16 protein-coding genes and 2 riboswitches are annotated in these 19,410 nt (G+C 35.2%); of the genes, 5 read left to right on the top strand and 11 right to left on the bottom strand.

The genetic code is table 11. The annotated features are described in order from the left end of the window. Positions 1-94 precede the first annotated feature (94 nt). Positions 95-616 (bottom strand): NADPH-dependent FMN reductase, encoded by a 522-nt coding sequence (locus tag B0X80_RS00225; protein WP_077337851.1) that lies wholly within the window; start codon positions 614-616, stop codon positions 95-97. A gap of 211 nt (positions 617-827) precedes the next feature. On the opposite strand from B0X80_RS00225, the gene B0X80_RS00220 reads away from it, so the two are divergent. Then, positions 828-1,721 carry a LysR family transcriptional regulator gene (locus tag B0X80_RS00220; protein ID WP_077337850.1) on the top strand — a complete coding sequence of 298 codons (894 nt, stop codon included), beginning with the start codon at positions 828-830 and terminating at the stop codon, positions 1,719-1,721. Between the two features lie 141 nt (positions 1,722-1,862). On the opposite strand, the gene B0X80_RS00215 is transcribed toward B0X80_RS00220, so the two are convergent. After that, positions 1,863-3,380, bottom strand: coding sequence for a sulfatase family protein (locus tag B0X80_RS00215; protein ID WP_077337849.1), 1,518 nt, complete (start codon positions 3,378-3,380; stop codon positions 1,863-1,865). Between the two features lie 289 nt (positions 3,381-3,669). Beyond that, positions 3,670-4,023 (bottom strand): hypothetical protein, encoded by a 354-nt coding sequence (locus B0X80_RS00210; RefSeq protein ID WP_077337848.1) that lies wholly within the window; start codon positions 4,021-4,023, stop codon positions 3,670-3,672. Between the two features lie 184 nt (positions 4,024-4,207). Here B0X80_RS00210 and B0X80_RS00205 point away from each other — a divergent pair, with 184 nt between their 5' ends. Then, positions 4,208-4,531, top strand: a complete 324-nt coding sequence (locus B0X80_RS00205; RefSeq protein WP_077337847.1) for a hypothetical protein — start codon at positions 4,208-4,210, stop codon at positions 4,529-4,531. Further along, positions 4,524-5,243, top strand: a complete 720-nt coding sequence (locus B0X80_RS00200) for a helix-turn-helix transcriptional regulator (protein WP_077337846.1) — start codon at positions 4,524-4,526, stop codon at positions 5,241-5,243. Before B0X80_RS00205 ends, B0X80_RS00200 begins: the two co-directional genes overlap by 8 nt. A gap of 60 nt (positions 5,244-5,303) precedes the next feature. On the opposite strand, the gene B0X80_RS00195 is transcribed toward B0X80_RS00200, so the two are convergent. From B0X80_RS00195 to argJ, 6 genes are all read right to left on the bottom strand, one after another. Further along, entirely contained in the window at positions 5,304-5,924 is a 621-nt protein-coding gene (locus B0X80_RS00195; protein WP_077337845.1) for a hypothetical protein, read from the bottom strand. 71 nt (positions 5,925-5,995) lie between these two features. Beyond that, entirely contained in the window at positions 5,996-6,946 is a 951-nt protein-coding gene (gene asd, locus B0X80_RS00190; RefSeq protein ID WP_077337844.1) for an archaetidylserine decarboxylase, read from the bottom strand. A 4-nt stretch (positions 6,947-6,950) separates the two neighbouring features. Then, on the bottom strand, positions 6,951-9,767 hold the full coding sequence (locus tag B0X80_RS00185) for a glycosyltransferase (protein ID WP_077337843.1): 2,817 nt from the start codon (positions 9,765-9,767) through the stop codon (positions 6,951-6,953). Position 9,768: 1 nt separating this feature from the next. Continuing rightward, positions 9,769-11,583: an aminotransferase class III-fold pyridoxal phosphate-dependent enzyme gene (locus B0X80_RS00180; protein WP_077337842.1), complete on the bottom strand. Its 1,815-nt coding sequence runs from the start codon at positions 11,581-11,583 to the stop codon at positions 9,769-9,771. Positions 11,584-11,803: 220 nt separating this feature from the next. Continuing rightward, positions 11,804-14,116, bottom strand: coding sequence for a beta-galactosidase (locus B0X80_RS00175; protein ID WP_077337841.1), 2,313 nt, complete (start codon positions 14,114-14,116; stop codon positions 11,804-11,806). A gap of 334 nt (positions 14,117-14,450) precedes the next feature. Next, a complete protein-coding gene (gene argJ, locus B0X80_RS00170; RefSeq protein WP_077337840.1) occupies positions 14,451-15,710 on the bottom strand; it encodes a bifunctional glutamate N-acetyltransferase/amino-acid acetyltransferase ArgJ in 1,260 nt (419 codons plus the stop codon). Between the two features lie 250 nt (positions 15,711-15,960). On the opposite strand from argJ, the gene B0X80_RS00165 reads away from it, so the two are divergent. Together B0X80_RS00165 and B0X80_RS20615 are read left to right on the top strand one after the other, a co-directional pair. Continuing rightward, positions 15,961-17,103, top strand: coding sequence for an HDOD domain-containing protein (locus B0X80_RS00165; RefSeq protein WP_077337839.1), 1,143 nt, complete (start codon positions 15,961-15,963; stop codon positions 17,101-17,103). Positions 17,104-17,194: 91 nt separating this feature from the next. Beyond that, entirely contained in the window at positions 17,195-17,716 is a 522-nt protein-coding gene (locus B0X80_RS20615) for a type II secretion system protein (RefSeq protein WP_281252985.1), read from the top strand. Positions 17,717-17,838: 122 nt separating this feature from the next. On the opposite strand, the gene B0X80_RS00155 is transcribed toward B0X80_RS20615, so the two are convergent. Both B0X80_RS00155 and B0X80_RS00150 read right to left on the bottom strand, forming a co-directional pair. Further along, entirely contained in the window at positions 17,839-18,198 is a 360-nt protein-coding gene (locus B0X80_RS00155) for a DUF3718 domain-containing protein (protein ID WP_245825339.1), read from the bottom strand. 61 nt (positions 18,199-18,259) lie between these two features. Next, a riboswitch (cyclic di-GMP riboswitch) is annotated at positions 18,260-18,353 on the bottom strand. A 444-nt stretch (positions 18,354-18,797) separates the two neighbouring features. Then, on the bottom strand, positions 18,798-19,157 hold the full coding sequence (locus B0X80_RS00150; RefSeq protein WP_245825338.1) for a DUF3718 domain-containing protein: 360 nt from the start codon (positions 19,155-19,157) through the stop codon (positions 18,798-18,800). Between the two features lie 61 nt (positions 19,158-19,218). Next, positions 19,219-19,312: riboswitch (cyclic di-GMP riboswitch) on the bottom strand. Positions 19,313-19,410: the final 98 nt, after the last annotated feature.

Below are 19,410 nucleotides of genomic sequence, written 5' to 3'. Positions count from 1 at the left end.
AGAAATAAAAAGTTGAAGAAACAATTAATCAAGGAGTATTAATTGTTTCTATTTATCAATTATTTAGTTTAAGAAAAGAGGCTTAAATAATGATTTAAAGTTTGTTAAGCATACTCATTAATTCTTCATTTAATGCGGTGTTGGTTAGCTTTCCTGTTTCACCATCAAAATTATCATAAAAACTTGGTACGGATAACGCACCTACAATGTTAGCGGCAAAATATGGTCCTGACGTTAACGCATTATTTAAAACGTTTTTTGCGCCACCAGGACCTGGTGTAGTAGACATAATGACCATAGGTTTATTTTGATAAAGCTTTTGTTCTATTCTTGAGGTCCAGTCAAATAAATTTTTAAAGGCTGCTGTATAAGTGCCATTGTGTTCAGCATACGAAATAATAATAGCGTCAGCCTCGCCAATTTTTTGGTAAAAGTTTTTTGCTTGCTGTGGCTGACCGAGATCTTTTTCTCTGTCTTCACTAAAAATAGGCATTTCATAATCGTTTATATCAATAATTTCTACTTCTGCATTTTCAACTAAATTTGCAGCGTATGTGGCTAATTGTTTGTTAATAGAGTTTTTACTGTTACTGGCGGCAAAGGCTAATAGTTTCATTATATTTTCTCTTTTCAATGGGTTATTAAATGTGGTTAATAAAGCTGATTAATTTGTTATTTAAAATACCAGTTTTTTGCTATGAAGTTATTTTATATAGTTTCTATATAAACATTAATAGACTTAATGTGTAAACATTGTTTCCAAATGACTTTTAATTAATTGGTGATAGCGTTATGCTTTTAAGTATAGGGTTTAATGGGATTTAGGCATGAAGAATAATCTTAAATTATTTGATGGTATGGTGTTATTTACACAAGTAGTCAACAGCGGTGGATTTACCGCTGCGTCACTTGTTAATGGCCATTCAACCTCGTTTATTAGTAAAGAAATTAATAAGTTAGAATCGCGTTTAGGCGTAAGACTATTAAGTAGAACTACACGGAAAATAAGTTTAACACCGGAAGGGCAAGCATTTTATCAACAATGTGAGCAAATGATCATAGAAGCAGAGCAAGCTTTGGGGATTATTAATCAAGCAAATACTGAACCGAAAGGCGTGCTGAAAATAAGTTGTCCTATTGGTTATGGGATGAGTCATTTACAGTCTCCTATTGCGGAGTATTCAACCTTGTATCCCGACGTAAAGCTTGATCTTGATTTTAACGATCGTAAAGTTGATGTTATACAAGAAGGGTATGATCTCGCCATAAGGGCAACGCAATATTTAGAAGACTCAAGTTTGGTCTGTAAAAAAATAGCATCCTATAAAGCGTATACCGTAGCATCACCTCTCTACTTAAAACAACACGGAACACCGCTAAAACCAGAAGATTTATCAACACATAAATGTCTTAGCTACAGTAACCTTAAAAACCCAACTAAATGGAAATTTGAAACGCTAAGTGGTGAGGTTGTTCAAGTTGATGTGCCTGCTACTATATTGTGTAATAACGCTGAAATGGAATTGGCTATGGTGTTACAAAATAAAGGTATATGTCGTTTACCTGAGTTTTATATGGAAAAAGAGTTAAAAGAAAATAAAGTGGTTATTTTATTTGAGGGTTTTAAGCAGGTTAATATTGATATTTACGCGCTATACCCTAGTAGAAAACACTTGTCGCCTAAGGTCAGAAAGTTTTTAGATTTGTTGGTTAAGGAATAGTTTTAACCGTATTGTGAACTTGTCGATAAATAATGCCGTATGAATTTTATGAAATATAAGTACTCGCAATACGCATTTCAATTGGTTTTATATAAAGGCTTTTGATTATGCAAAAGCCTTTCAGTGGAGTTTATTGGTTATTTATAGTATAGGTGCAGTACGTATACCTGAGTCTCTAATTTGCCAATATTTATTAAACATGGCTGTTACGCGTTCTTTATGCTCCGCTTTATTTACTAAGTTATTTTTTTCTTGTGGGTCTTCTTTTAAATTATATAAAGCATGTATTTTACGTTCGGTTACGTCTCTGTTTGTTTGCATGATTATTTTCCAATCACCTTCTCTCATCATCAGTTCTTTGTTACTACCGCCTTGCTGCATTAATAAGTGACGTTCTTGAAAAGGTTGTCCTAAAAATGTTGGTAATAAATTCCATGAATCTTTTGCTTGCTTTTCGTTTAACTTTACTTGGGTTAATGCGGCAATCGTTGCAACAATATCAGTACCATTAACTAAGGTATTATTTACTGAACCTGCTTTTATTTTGTTAGGCCATACAGCAATAAATGGTACTCGGTGTCCACCTTCTAAAGCTGAGTTTTTTCTTCCACTGTAAGGGCCGGATGAAAAATGACCTGCTTTTTGTTCAAATGGATTACCGATACCACCATTATCAGAAGTAAATATAATTAATGTATTATCATATTGATTTGTATCTTTTAACGTTTGAATAATTTGTGCCACTTCAATATCAAGAACACGGTTCATGTCTAAGTGATTGGTAGGAGTTGTACCTGCTATTTTAATGCCATTAATTTCTTGAGGAGGCGTATGTGGTATATGTACAGCAGGGCTCCAGTAGTTTAATAGGAAAGGTTTTTTCCCTGCATTGCGCTTTATAAAGTTAGTGGCTTTTTTTGCTAATAACATATTAAGTTTACGAGCATCCCAATGGCTTTCTCCCATTCCAGGGCCTTTATCTGAAACAAACTTTTTGTCTAATGCGCTATTTTCATCTACATAAGCAATTTTTGAATCTTTGTTAAGCGGATACCATACTGAATTTTCATAAGCCAAATACATAGGGCCTTGAACACCAGAGGGAACAGTAAAGTCGTAATCAAAGCCTATTTCTTTGGGGTTTCCTGCAATCCAACGACTTACGTCTACCACTTTCGTTTTAGGGCCTCCTCTTGTGCCGCTATATTGCGTTCCATCTTTTCTGTTAAATGTTCCGCCCATATGCCATTTACCGATAAATCCGGTTGTGTAACCTGCTTGTTTTCCTACACGGCCAATGGTTGCATCATCAGCGGTAATAGCAGTTTTATCGAATGTGCTCCATACCCCCCATGGTTGATACCCGCGGTAGGTTGAATTGCCACTCATAACGGAATAGCGAGTTGGTGCACATAAAGCGGTAGGAGAGTGAGCATCCGTAAATGACATCCCTTGTGCTGCTAAGCTATCAATAGTCGGTGTTTCAGCGACAACGGGTCTATCGCTGTATTGTTTATGAAAAGCACTAACATCGCCTAACCCCAGATCGTCAGCCATAATAATAACAATATTAGGTTGATGTTTTTGTGCGGTTGATATTGTTGAAAAAGTACAACATAAGGTGAGAAGGGTTAATTTTATTTGATGAGTTATATTCATTTTGACCTAACCTAATTGAATTTTTTATTAAAAACTATCGATACTATCGATATATAGAATGTATTTAATACGACAATCACAAGGTGACTTAACTAAAATATCACTTGCATAAGATTATTTATATAAAATTTAATATTTATATATGAATTCCTGATTAAATATATCATAAATAATTTAGAGAGGATTGAACTTTTATTGGAATTTAATTCAATCTGTTTGTGAGGTTGGTCTCATAAATAGAGTTAATATAAGGTTCTTATATGGCAAGTGCTTAATGAGCTTTTAATCTTTAACTATATTGTTGATTCAGTCTTTTTTGCCAATTACCTTCATGAGATAAATCGCAGTTTTCTTCACTATCAAACCGAATATGCTTAGCAGGTTTTTTTAATGTAATATCTAAGTCTTTTAAGCAATCTAACAGTGTATTAGTCATATGGGTTAATTCGTCTTTTTCTTTTGCATCTTCTAACGTGTCATTATCTTTAAATATGCAAATAATTTTTATACTTTGAGCAATGTTTGAAAAATTAACGGTGTGAGTCAGCCATTCAAAACCGCTAACTGTGGTTTTAAATTCTTCGCAGCATAGTGTAAGGGCTTTAATAAGTTCTTTCTCAAATTTTTTATCTTGTTTGTTCATTTTCCACTCGTAGTTCATTGTTTATAAAGAGCTGTGCTGCAAGGTTATTTCTTCAGTCAATATCATCAATTAATTCATGTTTTTTACTATTAATAAAGTCTGCTGACAGGTTTTGTCAGCAGGCTTGTTGAATAATACAAAGGCTTAAGGAAAGCCTTAAGTTAATTTAAATAAAGGAAATATTATGCAAGTTGTCGAAATTATAACATTTAAAGCAATCGCGGGTGTAAGCCATGATGAAGTGGTTGCCGTAAATAAGTTAGCGTTAAGTGAAATAGAAAAAATAGAGGGTTTTGAATATCGTTCATTATCGTTTGATGCGGTTTCAAATACATGGACTGATATTATTTATTGGAGAGACAGAGCTGCGCTAAAAGCTGCAGAAGTCGTATTTATGAGTTCTGCTGCTTGTAAAAAGCTAATGGATATTATTGAAAAAGAATCGACGGATATGAAAGTAAGCGATATTCTGTATTCAACCTGTACTGAAGCTGAAAACTGTGGCTAAAGCCGATCGATTATTAAAAATAATAACGCTTTTAAAAGGACGGCGCACTGTAATTACAGCGCGTCAACTTGCTGAAGTTGTTGAAACCTCTGAGCGTACTATTTATCGCGATATTCAAGTGTTGCTTGATACGGGGTTTCCTATTGAAGGTGAAGCTGGTGTTGGTTATCGGCTTCAACCTGGTTTTGAAATTCCACCTATTATGTTTACCGCAGAACAACTATTAGCTGTGCAGTTAGGTTTGAAAATGGTGAAAGGGTGGACGGATAAAGACCTTGCCATTGCTGCTGAACAAGCAAGATTGAAAATTGAAGCTGTGTTAGCAGAGCGCTTAAAACAAACAAACCTCGAAAATAGCTTACTCGTTCCGTCTTATTTTCTTGATTCGTCAGCATCTGATTATTCGCTTACCATTCGTAAAGCTATAAAGCAAAACTACGGTTTAACCATTGATTACATAAGAGCCGATGGTGAACATTCAACACGCAGTATTCAACCCTTAGGTTTAGTGTTTTGGGGGCAAAAATGGACCTTAATATCATGGTGTTTATTACGTGAAAGCTATCGTGAGTTCCGATTAGACCGTATACAAAAATTAAACGTAGATGAAGTGGTGATAGCGCCTAATCCTAAGGTAAGTTTAGATAACTATTTATTACGATTAAAAGAACAGTATGGTGATTGTGAGGTGTTTAGTAGTAATTCAAAATAAAAATGTAGAGCTATATTAACTCTACATTTTATGATTTTTAAATGATTAAAGCTTTAGATGTTAACTTGCCTTTGGTGTTTCTTCATACCAATCAGTCATGTCGTCGTACATTTCACCTTTCATTAGATGATAAACCGATTTGTGGTAAATTTTTATATCATGAAATGGGTCTGTTAAAATTTTAGTAAACCATACCAAACCTGATTGAACGCCCATTAATTTAAATAGGTGTACCGTTCTAAATATTACTGCACCAAAACCTACTACTAACCAAATCATTGCCATGTTGTTGACGAAGCCCATTAGCTCGGTGTGTTCTTGCATCATGCCGAAAAATGACGGTTCGAAAAATAAAATAACAGGAATTAAGGCCCAAATAGAAAGTAGCACGACTTTACGTTGTAAGTTGTAGCCGACTTTTACACTTTCTTTATGTTCGTGCGTGGCTTGGTTTACTTGGTCGTAGGTTTTAGGTTCGAAAAAGAAGTGGCCTGTTTGGCGAAGTGTCATTGCCAGTAACCAACCCACTAAAGCGGCGGCAGCAGGGTAGTAAAATACCAATACGTAACTTGCTAAAAAACAACAAGCGCTTAGTAAATGTAAAAATTGGTTGATGCGGTTGTGGTGATAAAAACGGTGATCATCCCAGCGTTGTTTTTGTAGTTCGTCGTAAAATTTCATAAGTTTCCCATTTATAAAGTAAGTGAATAAAGTTAGTTTATGTTTTTAATGCAATGTGTTGTTTTAAAGCTTTACTGTGTTACTGCACTTGCCGTTGTTTTAGTGTTTTCTGCTGATTTATTTCCTTTATTTTTTGTGTCAGACATTTTGTGACCACTTAACAAGGCTTGTCCCATATTTACACGTTGACCATTTTCTATGCCTTCACAAAACGTATAGTTTTTTGTGGCGAATAAAATAATGGTTGAGCCGTGTTGAAAATATCCCATTTCGTCGCCTTTACTAAAACGAGCATTACAATGAATGTAATTAGGCCCTTTGTATTTAATGTCTAAGGGTTTAGGTAAGAAGTTAAACTTCATGCAGGCCACTAAAATTGCAGCAACAGGTACTAAAGTTATACTGCTCTCGGGGTCGCCTGTTTTTAGTTCTATAACGGCGCGTTCGTTTTTGCAAAATAGGTTTTCAACACGCTTTAATGCAATAGGGTTCACATTCCATGTGTCGCCTGAAATGTAATTCACCTTTTTAACTGTGCAATCTACGGGGGCATGAAAACGGTGATACATGCTTGATTTAAGCCTAAGGGTGATAAATTTTCCGTCACGGTATTTATTAATTAAATGAAAGTCAGGTATTAGGTCATTTAATTCGTAAGGAAAGCCTTTTGCTTGAAATACTTTAGTGCCTTCAATGTTTCCACATGCGCCAACAATGGCATCGCAAGGACTAGTGACTATTTCTTTGTCAGAATCTATTGGGCGTAAGCCGTCTTTCAACTCGCGCGTAAAGCAGTCTTGTAGGCTTTTAAATCGTTGCTTTTTTGCGTCATTTAATTGTAAGTCGTCGGAAAAAGCAGCCCAAAGCGCGATAGATACTTTAGTTAATGTGGGGTTTTCTATTTTGCTGTACCACCCCATAAATTGTGTTAGCCAACGCCTTGGAATACGGTTGGTAATTAAAAAATTTAATTGTTCTTTTGTGGTTAACGTGTGAGTGAATTTTGTTGTTACTTTTGTCATGGAGTTAGGCAACCGTTTTCTCTTGGGCGTATACGTTTTCAGATGAACTGTACTGAGGTTCAGCGTCAGCTTTGGTGGTAGTGTGCGTGTTATGTTTATTTGTTGGATATCCTGATGGAATATCTAAACCCAAGTCACACATAAACTGATGCATAATAGGCTCTGCTTGGTATTCTGAAGCTCTTATTAATGCATTGTTTTTCATTACACTACGTTGTGTGTCGTTGCTGTAAAACTCCACTATTTTGTTCGCCATATCATTAATATTTTCAACTAAATAACCATTTTTGTTATGTTGAATAATATCTTTTGGTCCTTTGCAGTTATAAGCGAGTGTTGGCATACCGTGCACAAAAGACTCTAAAATTACGTTGCCAAAGGTGTCGAACTTTGACGGAAATATGAATAAGTCGAGTGTTAAGTACAGGGCTGAAAGTTGTTCTTTACTTTGCCATCCTAAAAATAGTGCTTCAGGTAGTTTTTCTTTTAACTCTTCAGTTGCAGGACCTGAACCTGCGATAACAAGGCGTAAATCAGGTATGGTTTGTTTCGCTTTTTCGAGTATTTTGGGTAAGTCGAATAAGCCTTTTTCTTTGCTGACTCTGCACGCAATAAATAAAATAGGTGTGTCGTCTGTAGCATCAGCAAACAGATCTGATTTTTTCATGGGTTTGGCATTAGCATTTCTTGGCTGTGTATGGTGTGCAGTTAAAAATACCTTGCTGGGTTCTAGCTGCATTTCGTGATCCGTTAGCCACTCTTTATGTTCGCTGTTTAATACAAAAATACCGTCGTATCTATTGTATAACGCACGTAGTAAACGGCGTACTCGGTCGCGTTCGTATTGTGTTAAGTCAGTGCCGTGCTTGATAAAGTCGATCCAATCGGTGTGCATAAAAAAGTAACAAGGCACATTAAACATTTGTTGAATAAATAACGACACAACTGCCATTGGTCCTTCCGTAGAGCAAATAATACGGTCGTAACCGCCTTCGTAAAATATACGCGCTATTTCCATTAAGTCAGGAATACGTATTTCTTGATCGCCATAATGAGGAACCGAAAACGTTGAAATAGGACGTACAACATAAAGGTGTGGTTCTGGCGCAATATCGGTATGACAAATTAAAAAATCGATAGGTAAATCGGCTTTTTGAATTTCTTTTAACTTGCCCGATAATGAGTTGGATACACCATTTTTATCGCGTAATGTATCGGTTAAATACAAGGCTTTATTTTGATGGCGGTTTTTACCTAAGTGGTCAGCAAAACCATTTAATAAATTACGGTTTTGGTATAAAACACGTGTAGACGCTAAAGTTGCCCCGGCTAAAAAAGTACTAATAAGTAGTGGAAATGAAAGGTGGTCGAGTAATTTTTCAACCTTCACATTACTCATGTTGTCTTTTTTTACGTTGTTACCAAAAAATAGTGCTGTAAGTTGGCTAGGTACTTCAAATTTACGGGTTATTTCTTCAGTAGAAATGTTAGTAAGTTTAGGGCCTTTATTATGGTTAATGGTTTCTTCAATTTTAGTGGCCATTAATTTGTTTAAATACGCGAATAATTTGCCAATAACATCGTTAACGGTACTTACAAATTCTTCTGGCGATTTATGTTTACTGTCGGCTATTTGTTCTAAATAATTAAAACAAAAACGATAGTTTTTAGAGGTTTGCCATTTAATGAGTTTGTTGGGTTTTTTACCTTGAAGCGCGTCATGAATAAACTGGAAGAACTTCATCGCTTTTTTGTTTTTTTGCATTTCTAACAAAAAGTTACTTACTACAAAACAACCTATTTTGTCCCATGCTGAACCTCTGTGCAGCATTATGCGTAATAAGCCGGGGTCGGTTATTTTGGTTGCCACTTGCGAAAAATAATCGAGCAGGGCGATATTGAGCTTTTGGTTTTCACCTATTTGACCAAAAGGCGATACGTTGCCTTCTCGTAGAGCTTCAAGAGCGAGAGCAGAAGGTTTTTCGGTTTCTAATCTTTTAGCTAAATTAGGAATATAAAGATTTGAGCCACATTGCCCTGCAAAAATACCTGTATGGTCGTCGGACCCTCCGGTTAAAATTTTAGGTTTGTTGGGATCAACCGCAAAATCAAAAGGGTTTAAGTTGTGTTTTTTAGCGTACGAGAGTATTTTTTCTGCCGTTAAACTTTGTGCCCAATTTAAGGTCAGTACACTTTGCCATAAATCGCGCTGACCATTTAACACTTCAAAGCGTTGAAACATTACCGCGAGCTTTTCAAATAATGAGAGATCTATTTTTTCATTTTTAGTATAAAAATAGAGTGGGTGAGGCATTATTACTGGAATGTCGGCTTGTGCTGTGTAACGAAGAAAGTCATAAATGTTTTGACGTTTTTCGTTTAACTCAACTTCTTGTTCTTTAGTAAAGCCATAAGTTAATACATGAATGTATAACTCGTACTCAGGAAAGTAACAGGTAAATTCGGCGGCAACTAAAACATCAATACCTTGGTCTAGTAGTTTCCAACATGAGCGCGCATTATTATGATTACTTACTGTGATCACATCCATGTTGTTCTTTTTAAGTAAGCTCACGAGCTCTTTTGTTTTTAGCCATGTTTCAGGTAAACGTAATATGCGGCCCCATAATTCATCGGGCACGTCGCTGTTATGATCATGGCAATGTAAATCTATTTTTAAACAGTTTTCACTGTCGAATCGATTGGCTTGAGAATTTAAGTAGTCGTTGTATTCGTTTTGTAACGACTCTCTGAAACTACTTTTGGTAACGTGCTTCTTTAATGATTGCTCTTTATTTATGGCGTCAGGGATTTGAAGCATATTAAGATACCTTCTTTATTGTTGTGTTTTTCGTTTCAGGTTTGTAGGTTAATGGTTCTTTAATGGGTTGGATGTTAGTTGTGTTTCTTACTGACGTTTTAGGTGATCTTGAATCTGCCTTTAAAGAAATACTTTTAATCGGAGAAGACATGATGTTAGTGAGAACAGGAAACATATTTGTTAACATGTCGAACAAGAACTGGCGCTTAATTTTTTGGTTAGTAAGCTCTGTTGAATGCCACCACCAACCGTCGTTTTTCATGCTAAGTGCGGCTTGAACAAAACGAGCCATAACTTCTTCAAACTCTTCATCAGTAAAGTTAAAGCTCATGATCATTCTGCCAGATCCTAACCAACTCATTTCTAAACCTGCATTTTTTAAATAGAATTGCAGCATCCAGTTGTATCGACAGGGCTTGGTATATAAAACCGATAAAATGCTATGCATATTGGTAATTTTTATCGGTAAGTTATTTGCTTGTAATTTATGATTAAACTTCTCAACGCGCTTGTCCCAAACGTCTTCTATAGTTTGGTAAATGTTTTGAATTTCAGGCGATTGAATACGATTTAAAAACTCATTCATAGCGCCCATTACATAGGGGTGAGAGTTGAACGTACCGCGTGCGAAAGACACATCAGCGGGCGCGTCTTTTCTGAATCTTTTCATTAAATGTGATTGCCCTGCTAATACGCCTACAGGCAGACCACCACCTAAGGTTTTACCGTAAGTCACTAAGTCAGCTTGCACATCAAAATAGCCTTGTGCGCCTCTGTAACCAAGCCTGAACCCTGTAAATACTTCATCAAAAATAAGTACAATGTTGCGGCGATTACATATTTCTTGAATATTTTTAAGCCAAGCTGTGTACTGTTTTTTATTGAAATTAGTGGTTCTGTCGCTGGCGACAAGTGTTGAGTCTGATCCTGAGTCAGCGTTTGGATGAAAGGCTTGCAATGGATTTATTAATACACAAGCAATATCATTTCTTGTTGATAACACTTGTAACGCGTTTTCACTTAAATCAGCTAGGGTATAAACATCGTTTACTTTACGACGATTACCTACGCCCGGTTGTACACCGTCCCACCAGCCATGGTAAGCACCACAAAAGCGTACTAAATGTGTTTTTTTAGTATGATAGCGCGCTAATCTAACGGCTTGCATAACGGCTTCAGTGCCCGACATGTGAAAAGACACTTCGTCTAATCCTGAAATACGTTTAATTAACTCGACATTTTCACCAATAATAGGGTGATACGAACCTAAAACAGGGCCTAGGTCTTTTACTTGCTCAAAGCCTTTGTCCATACAGTCTTTGTAGAAGTCGTATCCAAATACATTGACGCCGTAAGAACCCGATAAATCAAAACGCCAGTTACCGTCTAGATCTTTTATTTTTGTCCCTTGAGTTTCGTCGGTGATAGATCCTAACTTAAAAGCTTTTGGTAAGAGTTTTTGAAAAGGAAAGGGGATACGGTAATTGCTGGTAAATTGAATATCAGAAATACTTTTTTCAAGCTTATTACAGTAATCAATGGTTTTTGAACAAGCTTGATTAACGTTTGTTGCTAAATTATGTAATGCCTCTTTACGCTGTAACGCTATGTGTTCTGGTGCGCCATCACAACTAAAATAGTGAGATTCATTATATGAAAAATAAGGGATTCTACTGGTGATTCTTCGCGACCATTTACTATGTCCACGTAATGATGGGTGTTTAGCTTTAGATAGCTGTAAACGTATTCTAATACGGTTTAATACGTAAACTAAAATTACCGCAAATACACTATATAGTAAAAAATTCTCTTTCATTGTTAGTCTCAGCTATTCCTTTAGCTTTGAGATTACCAATGATATTTGAAGGATTTATTTCAGATATATGTCGTTTGTGTAACAGGTTTGTTTTAGATGTATGACAAAGCTGATAAAGGCGAAGAGTTAAGATTAAATGGGGTGGGGGGAATAAATCATCAAAGTAACTTTGAGGTGACATTACCTTGATGATTTTTTTATTACTTGATAGCGGCCCGTATTACTTACCAAATCGTCGTTGGTAAAGCTCGCTGTTTATTTCTTTAGTCGCATCAACCATAGCTTTATACGGAACATCGGCAATAGTAACAAACCCTACGTTGTAGTTTTCGCCATCGTAAGCCCGACCTGTAAGTGGAGAGTCGATATATTGAAACCAATGTGCGCCAACAAAGTAAGGGTTATCTACTACAGTTCTCATATATTCTTTGTACATACGCGCTCTGTCTTGTTGATCTGAAGCAAGTATTAACCCCGGGTGATATAAGCCGGTATCGCTTGTTGCGCCAACATGGTATTCACCAATAATACTGGGCATATCGGTTTCAGCTAAAAATTCCCATGCTTTTTCATGTAAACCTTCTTTGTAATAGTTGTAGCTCATTACGTTAACGTATTTTTTAGCGGCTTTTACGGCTTCTGGTGTCATTCCCCAATGTGCCATACGCACCCCCATGTACATATGGTTAGGTAATACTTTTTCTAATGCGTTATGTACAATTTTAAAGTATTGAGTAGCGTAAGCTTCTAATAATGTTGAGAAGTCTCCTATCATTTCATCTGTTAAATCACCTACTTTATAACCATTACTGAGTGTTTCCCATGAATCAAGGTTTGTATTCCAAGCGGTATTAAGGGCTTCAATAGACGTGTATTTTTCTTTTAATAAACGATTAAATTCATTTTTAGTTGGGCTGTCTTTATCTTTAATTGATAAGGTATGAATAACTATGCCGTAGTGGCCACGTTTAGTACTTATATTACCCCAGCTTTTTTCGTTATCGACAAAAACACCTATACACCAAGGATTGTTTTTTACTTCTTCAGCAATCACTTGAGTGGTTAGCTCTGCTCGGTGTTTAAACTCAGGATCGAATGGATCTGGCATAGGTGACCAAACGTCGTTTCCTGAAGAAACGGTTTTAAAGTCGCCAATTATCCAGCCATTAGCAAAATAAGGAATGCGATCCATTTGATAAAACTCTGCATCAGTCCAGTTACCGGTAGAAGTAAATCCCCAGTTTTTAAAGCGTTTAATGGTAACATCTCGCCATTTTTCATTGTATGAATCGGGATGAGTTTCCCCGTAACGTCTTTCTAAGTTAGCTTGGTAAAAACTAAAGGTTTCACCATGGTGAATAGGACCACGATGTACAGAACGTCGGTAACTGTAATGATTAGCTAATTCATCGTCGTAGCTAGGTAACCAAGTAAATAAGTTATGACGAACGTCTGATGAAATATAACGTGTTTTTTGTGCTTCTTTTGATACTGGGCGAATACCTAAAGAGTCTTCAGGCGTTACATCGTTTGGATCGATATATCTAACCGCATCGTCTTTAAAATCTACACCTGTAGTTGTAGTGGTATTAGCAATACGGATATTGGCTAAGGCTGAAGAAAAAAATAAGTAACCTTCAGGATCTACCATGGCCCATTTACCATCAACTTTTTCAGTTCTAAAGTAGCCTGTACCTTCTAGTTTAGGTCCGCTTTTCCAACCACCAAATTTAGAGCGATCAGCCATAGGGCCTTCTTTTTCTAATGTCGCTAATTCAGCATCCGCTAGTGCTTTTAGTTCTTTTTCTGATTTTACTTTGTTAGGAAAATCTACTTTAGCGTTTTGGCCAAATTTGTCAGTTATACCAACTAAATAGCTAGGGTCAATTTCAGGGTTTTCTCTTAATCTTACATTGTCGATGATCAAGCTTTTATCTTCATTCATCGTGTCTACGTTGTAAGTTATGCTAACAATATTTTCAAGCTGTAGTTTTTTACGGCCATTTTGCCAAAACATTTTTTGGTCAGTTGACGTCCATGCTGGTGGATCTTCACGTAAACCGCTATCAAACTCTAATTGTTCACCTTTCAATTCTGCATAGTATGTTCCGCTAGAGTGAGCAGGAATACTAACACTACGTCTATGAAACCAACCGCTGTTATCTTTAACGGTTAAATAAAGGTGTACGGAAACGTCGCTTGGGTTGGTGATATCAGTTGCTAAATTAAAAGCATTAAGCTTGCTCCAATCCCAAGGTTTTTTGGGTTGTAAAGTTACTGACGCTTTTAGCTTACTAGAATCAAAATCTATATTAAGTGCTTGTTTACCTTTAGTGACTCCATTACTTGAGACTTGTTTTATTGCTGCATTTTCACTGCTTATCCATGCAGGGATTTTTTGTTCAAAGTCTGCAATTAATACATCACTAGTTGGAGATACTGTGTTGGTAATCTCTGTTGTTTTATCGTTACCGCAAGCGCCTAATAATAGAGACATGGGTAAAAATACAGAATACATTGTTGCGTTTTTCATGCTTATTAACCTAATCAGTTTATTGAGTAAATCCACAGTAGGTTATCACTAGTAAATTTATTTGTTTATTGATGAAGGTTAACAATCTACCATGTTATTTGTCTTATGGAAACTAATTTTAACGAGGTCATTGAGGAAATGAGTGGTTAATATATGGGGTGAAAATTAATGGTTAACCTATAGATGAAAAACAGGAAAATTCGATAATAGCGCTGAGAGGGAAATCTGTTGGGAGAATTAATAAGGGGCTTTTGATATAATCAAAGCCCCTTATTAAGCTAAAGAGGTAAAGTGTAATATTGTTTTATTTTGATAGGGAATATAACAATATTATTTACGTTCTATATTCAGCATTAATTTTTACGTAATCGTAGCTAAAATCACAGGTCCAAATAGTTGCGCTTTCATTGCCACGATGAAGCTCTATAGTAATATCAATTTCAGCTTCGTTCATTATTGCTTGACCTACTTCTTCTTTGTAACTCGCGGCGCGGCCACCTTTTTCAGCGACCAATGTGTCACCAAAATATAATTCTAACAGTGTTGTGTCTAAGTCTTCTAATGATTTACATTCGCGTGAAGCATAACCTATAGCAGCGAGTACACGACCTAAGTTAGGATCTGAAGCAAACATGGCTGTTTTAACCAGCGGGCTTTTGCCAATAGAAAATCCAATGGTTTTGGCTTCTTCGATACTTAAGGCACCGTTAACGGTTACTGTTATAAATTTAGTGGCACCTTCTCCATCTCGTATGATGGCTTTAGCTAAATACTGCGAGGTTTCAAGCAGGGCATTAAATACTTCTTTAAAGCCCGCATCTTCACGACTAGTAATAGCAGGAGCATTACTTTTACCTGTAGCTATAACGATAAATGAGTCGTTGGTTGATGTGTCGCCATCAACAGAAATACAGTTAAACGATAAGTCGGCTACTTCTTTTGTTATTTCGTCTAGTAACGATTGAGTAATATTTGCATCGGTTGCTACATACCCTAACATGGTGGCCATATTAGGGTGGATCATACCTGCACCCTTAGATATTCCAGTAATCGTTACTTGTTCTCTACCTATTTTTACTTGAGTAGAGTAGGCTTTTGGAGCAACGTCTGTAGTCATAATCGTTGTTGCTGCATCAGCCCAGTTATTATTCTTTAAATTAGCTACGGCAAGAGGTAGTCCAGTTAATAATTTGTTCATGGGTAAATGTTCTAAAATAACACCTGTCGAAAAGGGTAATATAGATTCAACAGGAATATCCATGTTTTCAGCTAAATGTTGACAAGTTGTTATTGCATCTTGCATTCCTTGTTCCCCAGTGCCTGCGTTTGCATTTCCGGTATTTATTACTAAGGCCTTAATGCTGGCGACTTGGTTATTTTTAACAGCAGCTAAATGTTTTTTACATAAGGTAACTGGTGCGGCACAAAATCTATTTTTTGTAAAAACTCCCGACACAGAGCTGTTATCGGCAATTTCAATAACTAATAAATCTTTACGATTTCGTTTTTTAATATTTGACTCAGCCCAACCTAGGCGAATGCCTTCAATTGGAGTAAGTGACGCTGGGTTGAGTTCAGGTAAATTAACAGGCATAACATTTATAACAAGACAGAAAAAAGTAAATAAATATTACGCTTTTATGATTTTTTATGCAAAATAAATCGGATCGCCATCTATTTTTTATTAGCGTTTTAGTAAAAATAAACAGTGAATTACAATTTCCTATATTACTTATTAAACAAGAGCCTAGCTTGTATAACATTATATATTTACGTGGTTATCTTGTGAGTTAATCGTTAATATATATTTTACTATATTATGGATTAATTTTGTTAGGTGCTTTATGTCTTTTAAAATCATTATGTTGTTGATTGTTTTAATTGTTTTATATTTTATTTTTTTTAGGGGGAATAACAAGAAACCCACCTATAAAGTGTCTAAAACGGATAGTAAAAATTTAAAAAATCAATATCTAAAAGTTAACCCTGAACATGAAAAAAGTTCACAGTCTTTAGATAGTAACTCGAACATTATTCAAAACCCTCGTGAAGTACCCGATGGTTTTTTAAATTTTAATGTAAATATAGCGAGTGATTTAAATCAAGAAAAAACACTTGAAGTAATTAATATTGCTAAAAGGTTTAAGAAGCCTAACCCTGTTTTATTAATGTTGATTAAAGGTGCATTTGAACCTCATGAACTATTTGATTTGATTAAAGCTGATCCTAAAATGACAGCTAAAATATTAAATGCGGTTAACTCACCTTTATTTGCGTTAAGAACTCCTATTACTAGCATACAACATGCAATTAATTTTATGGGAGTCAATGCTATTAAAAATGTTGTTATGCAGATCACAGTACAAGATGCATTGAAGTTTGAAAACCCTCAACAAGAAAAAGCATATCAAAAATTATCGAAAGCAAGTTATATGGCAAGTGCATTTTGTTTACTTTTAGCTAAGGAGCTAGGTAAAGAAAACGCTGCTGAATTATCAACACGGTGCTTATTATGTTACTTGGGTGATATGGCTATGTTATCTAATGAGCCACTTATATCTGACGATTATTTATTGTCTAATTCACTGTATGAAAGGGTTAATAAAGCGCAAGAGTCTTATGGTTTTAATTCGGCCATTGTTGGTAAGGTTATGGCTCAAGAGTGGTCTCTCCCTGATTCTATTATTAATGGTATAGGCAATAGTTTATTAACTTTAAGTAATGCTAGTTTAGGTAGTGATATAAGTAATGACGAATTACAAGATAATTTACTCTGCTATATAGCCTGTCGTGTTGGTGATTTTTTTGCTTTTAATCATATTAAAGACATTTCATCTATCAACGGTTTAGGTTTAAATGATGGTGATCCTATTGAGTTTTATTATCTTCAAAATAAAATTAACTTATCAGGGCTGCAACATATTAAAGCGCTTTTTAATGATAGTATTTTTATTCGAAAGGTAAATACATTACTTAAAACTGACTAAATATTAAGTTGTATTTCTACTCAATTAAATAACATTATTAACATAATAGATTTATACTATTTTTATATAGGGTAATACAGGTGTATTATTGATGAGAATAAAATATGAAATGAATCAAAGCGGTTTTACGTTAATTGAATTAGTTGTAGTTATTGTTATTTTAGGGATTTTAGCGGCAACGGCTGGCCCTAAATTTGTTAATTTATCGGGTGATGCAAATAAGTCAGTACTTAAATCATTATCTGGTTCAATTACTTCTGCAGCAAAGCTTGTTTATGCAAAATCTATTATACAAGGTAAGCAAGGGGAAGCTGCTGATAGTATTGATTTTGATGGTGATGGAACTCCAGATATTGCTACTAAATATGGTTATCCATCTGCTCATAGATCTGATGGTTTAATCAATGCGCTAGATGTATCAGTGGATGATTGGACTTGGTCGGCTAATAATAATGATAATGTTTTTTACATCACAACAGCTACATTAGGTAAAACAAAGGGACAATATGTAAATAGGAGTAATATATCAGGAAGTAACTGTTATATTACCTATACAGGATCAACTGGTGTTGGTCAGCCTCCGACCGTAGTGGTTATTGATTCAGGCTGTTGATTGAATAGCATTCAATTAATACATTAATACGAAAAAAAACCAGCCGAAGCTGGTTTTTTAATGACATAGAATTATCTCTAGTAAAACATATTGTAAAACAATAACGCCTACTAAAAATAAAGTTAGCTACTAACGCGTTCGTTAGCTGCTTCTAATAATGGTTGCGATCCGGATTGCATTAGAGATAGGTTTTCAGAAACAACTTTCTTTGGTAATTTTGAAATCATCAAAGAGCCTGTTTTAACTGAGCCTTTATCTGCTGCAAACACCAACAGGTTTTTACCATTACATTGAATACCATCAAAAATACTACGAATTTTAAGTTTATTCGTCTTTAAAAAAGAACGCATGCGTTTCTTGTCATCAGCAGCTACATACTCACATACGCTTTGGGCGATGTTAGCAGCTTGTGCTTTCGGAGTTGTTACAACAGACGTTAATGTTAAAGCAGTAATAGTAGAAACTAGTAATAATTTTTTCATTTTAATAACCTTGTAATTAATTGAGTTAGTAAAAGAAAAAACCACGGGATGTACCTAATAGTTCGGTAACTCCGCTGTCATAGATTTACCCAATGTAAACCCTTAGACCGGTGGTTTTGCGTAACACGTTTTCGCGTGTCTTGCCTTTTCTTTGTCGAGCATATTATCAACAATCTGAAAGTCTAAAGCAAGATAATTTTTATTACAAAAAAATTAATGCTAAATATATTAGCTTCTTAAGCGATAATTTTGATTGGCGATAAAACTACTTGTACTATATTGCTTTTTTAAATGGGGTTTTTTTTAAGTTTTTGATATTTATTGTTTTTGTTTAGTCTAGACATTAAAGGTAAAGATTAGTTTATTCTAATTTATAAAGTATTTAACTGGTTAAAAAGAGTATTACCTAGTTATTTTCATAATTAGCGAGTGAAAATTCTTTTTTATACTTGACTATTAAGTCTTTACAAAAAAATATAATAGAGATAAGTACTTTTTAGACTAGTATAAAAAAACCAGCATAGGCTGGTTTTATAATGACATAGAGTTATTTCTAGTAAAACATATTGTAAAACACTTAACGCCTACTAAAGATAAATTTAGCTACTAACGCGTTTGTTAGCTGCCTCTAATAATGGTTGTGATCCGGATTGCAATAAATCTAAGTTAGCTGAAACAACTTTCTTTGGTAATTTAGAAATCATCAAAGAGCCTGTTTTAACTGACCCCTTATCTGCTGCAAACACCAACAGGTTTTTACCATTACATTGAATACCATCAAAAATACTACGAATTTTAAGTTTATTCGTCTTTAAAAAAGAACGCATACGTTTCTTATCGTCAGCAGCTACATATTCACATATGCTTTGGGCTATGTTGGCCGCTTCTGCTTTCGGAGTTGTTACAATAGTCGTTAATGTTAAAGCTGTAATAGTAGAAACTAGTAATAATTTTTTCATTTTATTAACCTCTGAATTAATTGAGTTAGTAAAAGAAAAAACCACGGGATGTACCTTATCGTTCGGTAACTCCGCTGTCATAGACTTATAATAATATAATCCTTAGACCGGTGGTTTTGCGTAACACATTTTCATGTGTCTTGCCTTTTCTCTGTCTTCTTCAGTATATTAAATAAACACCAGAAAAGCAAGGTTGGTAAGCTTTTAGTAAATAAAAAAGCTATATATATCATGGTATTAAGTTGCAGGTAAG

The sequence above is a fragment of the Pseudocolwellia agarivorans genome (assembly GCF_002000085.1).
Lineage (GTDB): Bacteria > Pseudomonadota > Gammaproteobacteria > Enterobacterales > Alteromonadaceae > Pseudocolwellia > Pseudocolwellia agarivorans.
Note: the sequence above shows the minus strand (reverse complement) of the source record. Positions and strands in the feature narration are given on the sequence as shown.

Excerpts from the sequence above, each read along its gene's own strand:
- B0X80_RS00225 (WP_077337851.1), bottom strand. The coding sequence starts at position 616 with ATGAAACTATTAGCCTTTGCCGCCAGTAACAGTAAAAACTCTATTAAC.
- B0X80_RS00220 (WP_077337850.1), top strand. The coding sequence starts at position 828 with ATGAAGAATAATCTTAAATTATTTGATGGTATGGTGTTATTTACACAA.
- B0X80_RS00215 (WP_077337849.1), bottom strand. The coding sequence starts at position 3,380 with ATGAATATAACTCATCAAATAAAATTAACCCTTCTCACCTTATGTTGT.
- B0X80_RS00210 (WP_077337848.1), bottom strand. The coding sequence starts at position 4,023 with ATGAACAAACAAGATAAAAAATTTGAGAAAGAACTTATTAAAGCCCTT.
- B0X80_RS00205 (WP_077337847.1), top strand. The coding sequence starts at position 4,208 with ATGCAAGTTGTCGAAATTATAACATTTAAAGCAATCGCGGGTGTAAGC.
- B0X80_RS00195 (WP_077337845.1), bottom strand. The coding sequence starts at position 5,924 with ATGAAATTTTACGACGAACTACAAAAACAACGCTGGGATGATCACCGT.
- asd (WP_077337844.1), bottom strand. The coding sequence starts at position 6,946 with ATGACAAAAGTAACAACAAAATTCACTCACACGTTAACCACAAAAGAA.
- B0X80_RS00185 (WP_077337843.1), bottom strand. The coding sequence starts at position 9,767 with ATGCTTCAAATCCCTGACGCCATAAATAAAGAGCAATCATTAAAGAAG.
- B0X80_RS00180 (WP_077337842.1), bottom strand. The coding sequence starts at position 11,583 with ATGAAAGAGAATTTTTTACTATATAGTGTATTTGCGGTAATTTTAGTT.
- B0X80_RS00175 (WP_077337841.1), bottom strand. The coding sequence starts at position 14,116 with ATGAAAAACGCAACAATGTATTCTGTATTTTTACCCATGTCTCTATTA.
- argJ (WP_077337840.1), bottom strand. The coding sequence starts at position 15,710 with ATGCCTGTTAATTTACCTGAACTCAACCCAGCGTCACTTACTCCAATT.
- B0X80_RS00165 (WP_077337839.1), top strand. The coding sequence starts at position 15,961 with ATGTCTTTTAAAATCATTATGTTGTTGATTGTTTTAATTGTTTTATAT.
- B0X80_RS20615 (WP_281252985.1), top strand. The coding sequence starts at position 17,195 with ATGAGAATAAAATATGAAATGAATCAAAGCGGTTTTACGTTAATTGAA.
- B0X80_RS00155 (WP_245825339.1), bottom strand. The coding sequence starts at position 18,198 with ATGAAAAAATTATTACTAGTTTCTACTATTACTGCTTTAACATTAACG.
- B0X80_RS00150 (WP_245825338.1), bottom strand. The coding sequence starts at position 19,157 with ATGAAAAAATTATTACTAGTTTCTACTATTACAGCTTTAACATTAACG.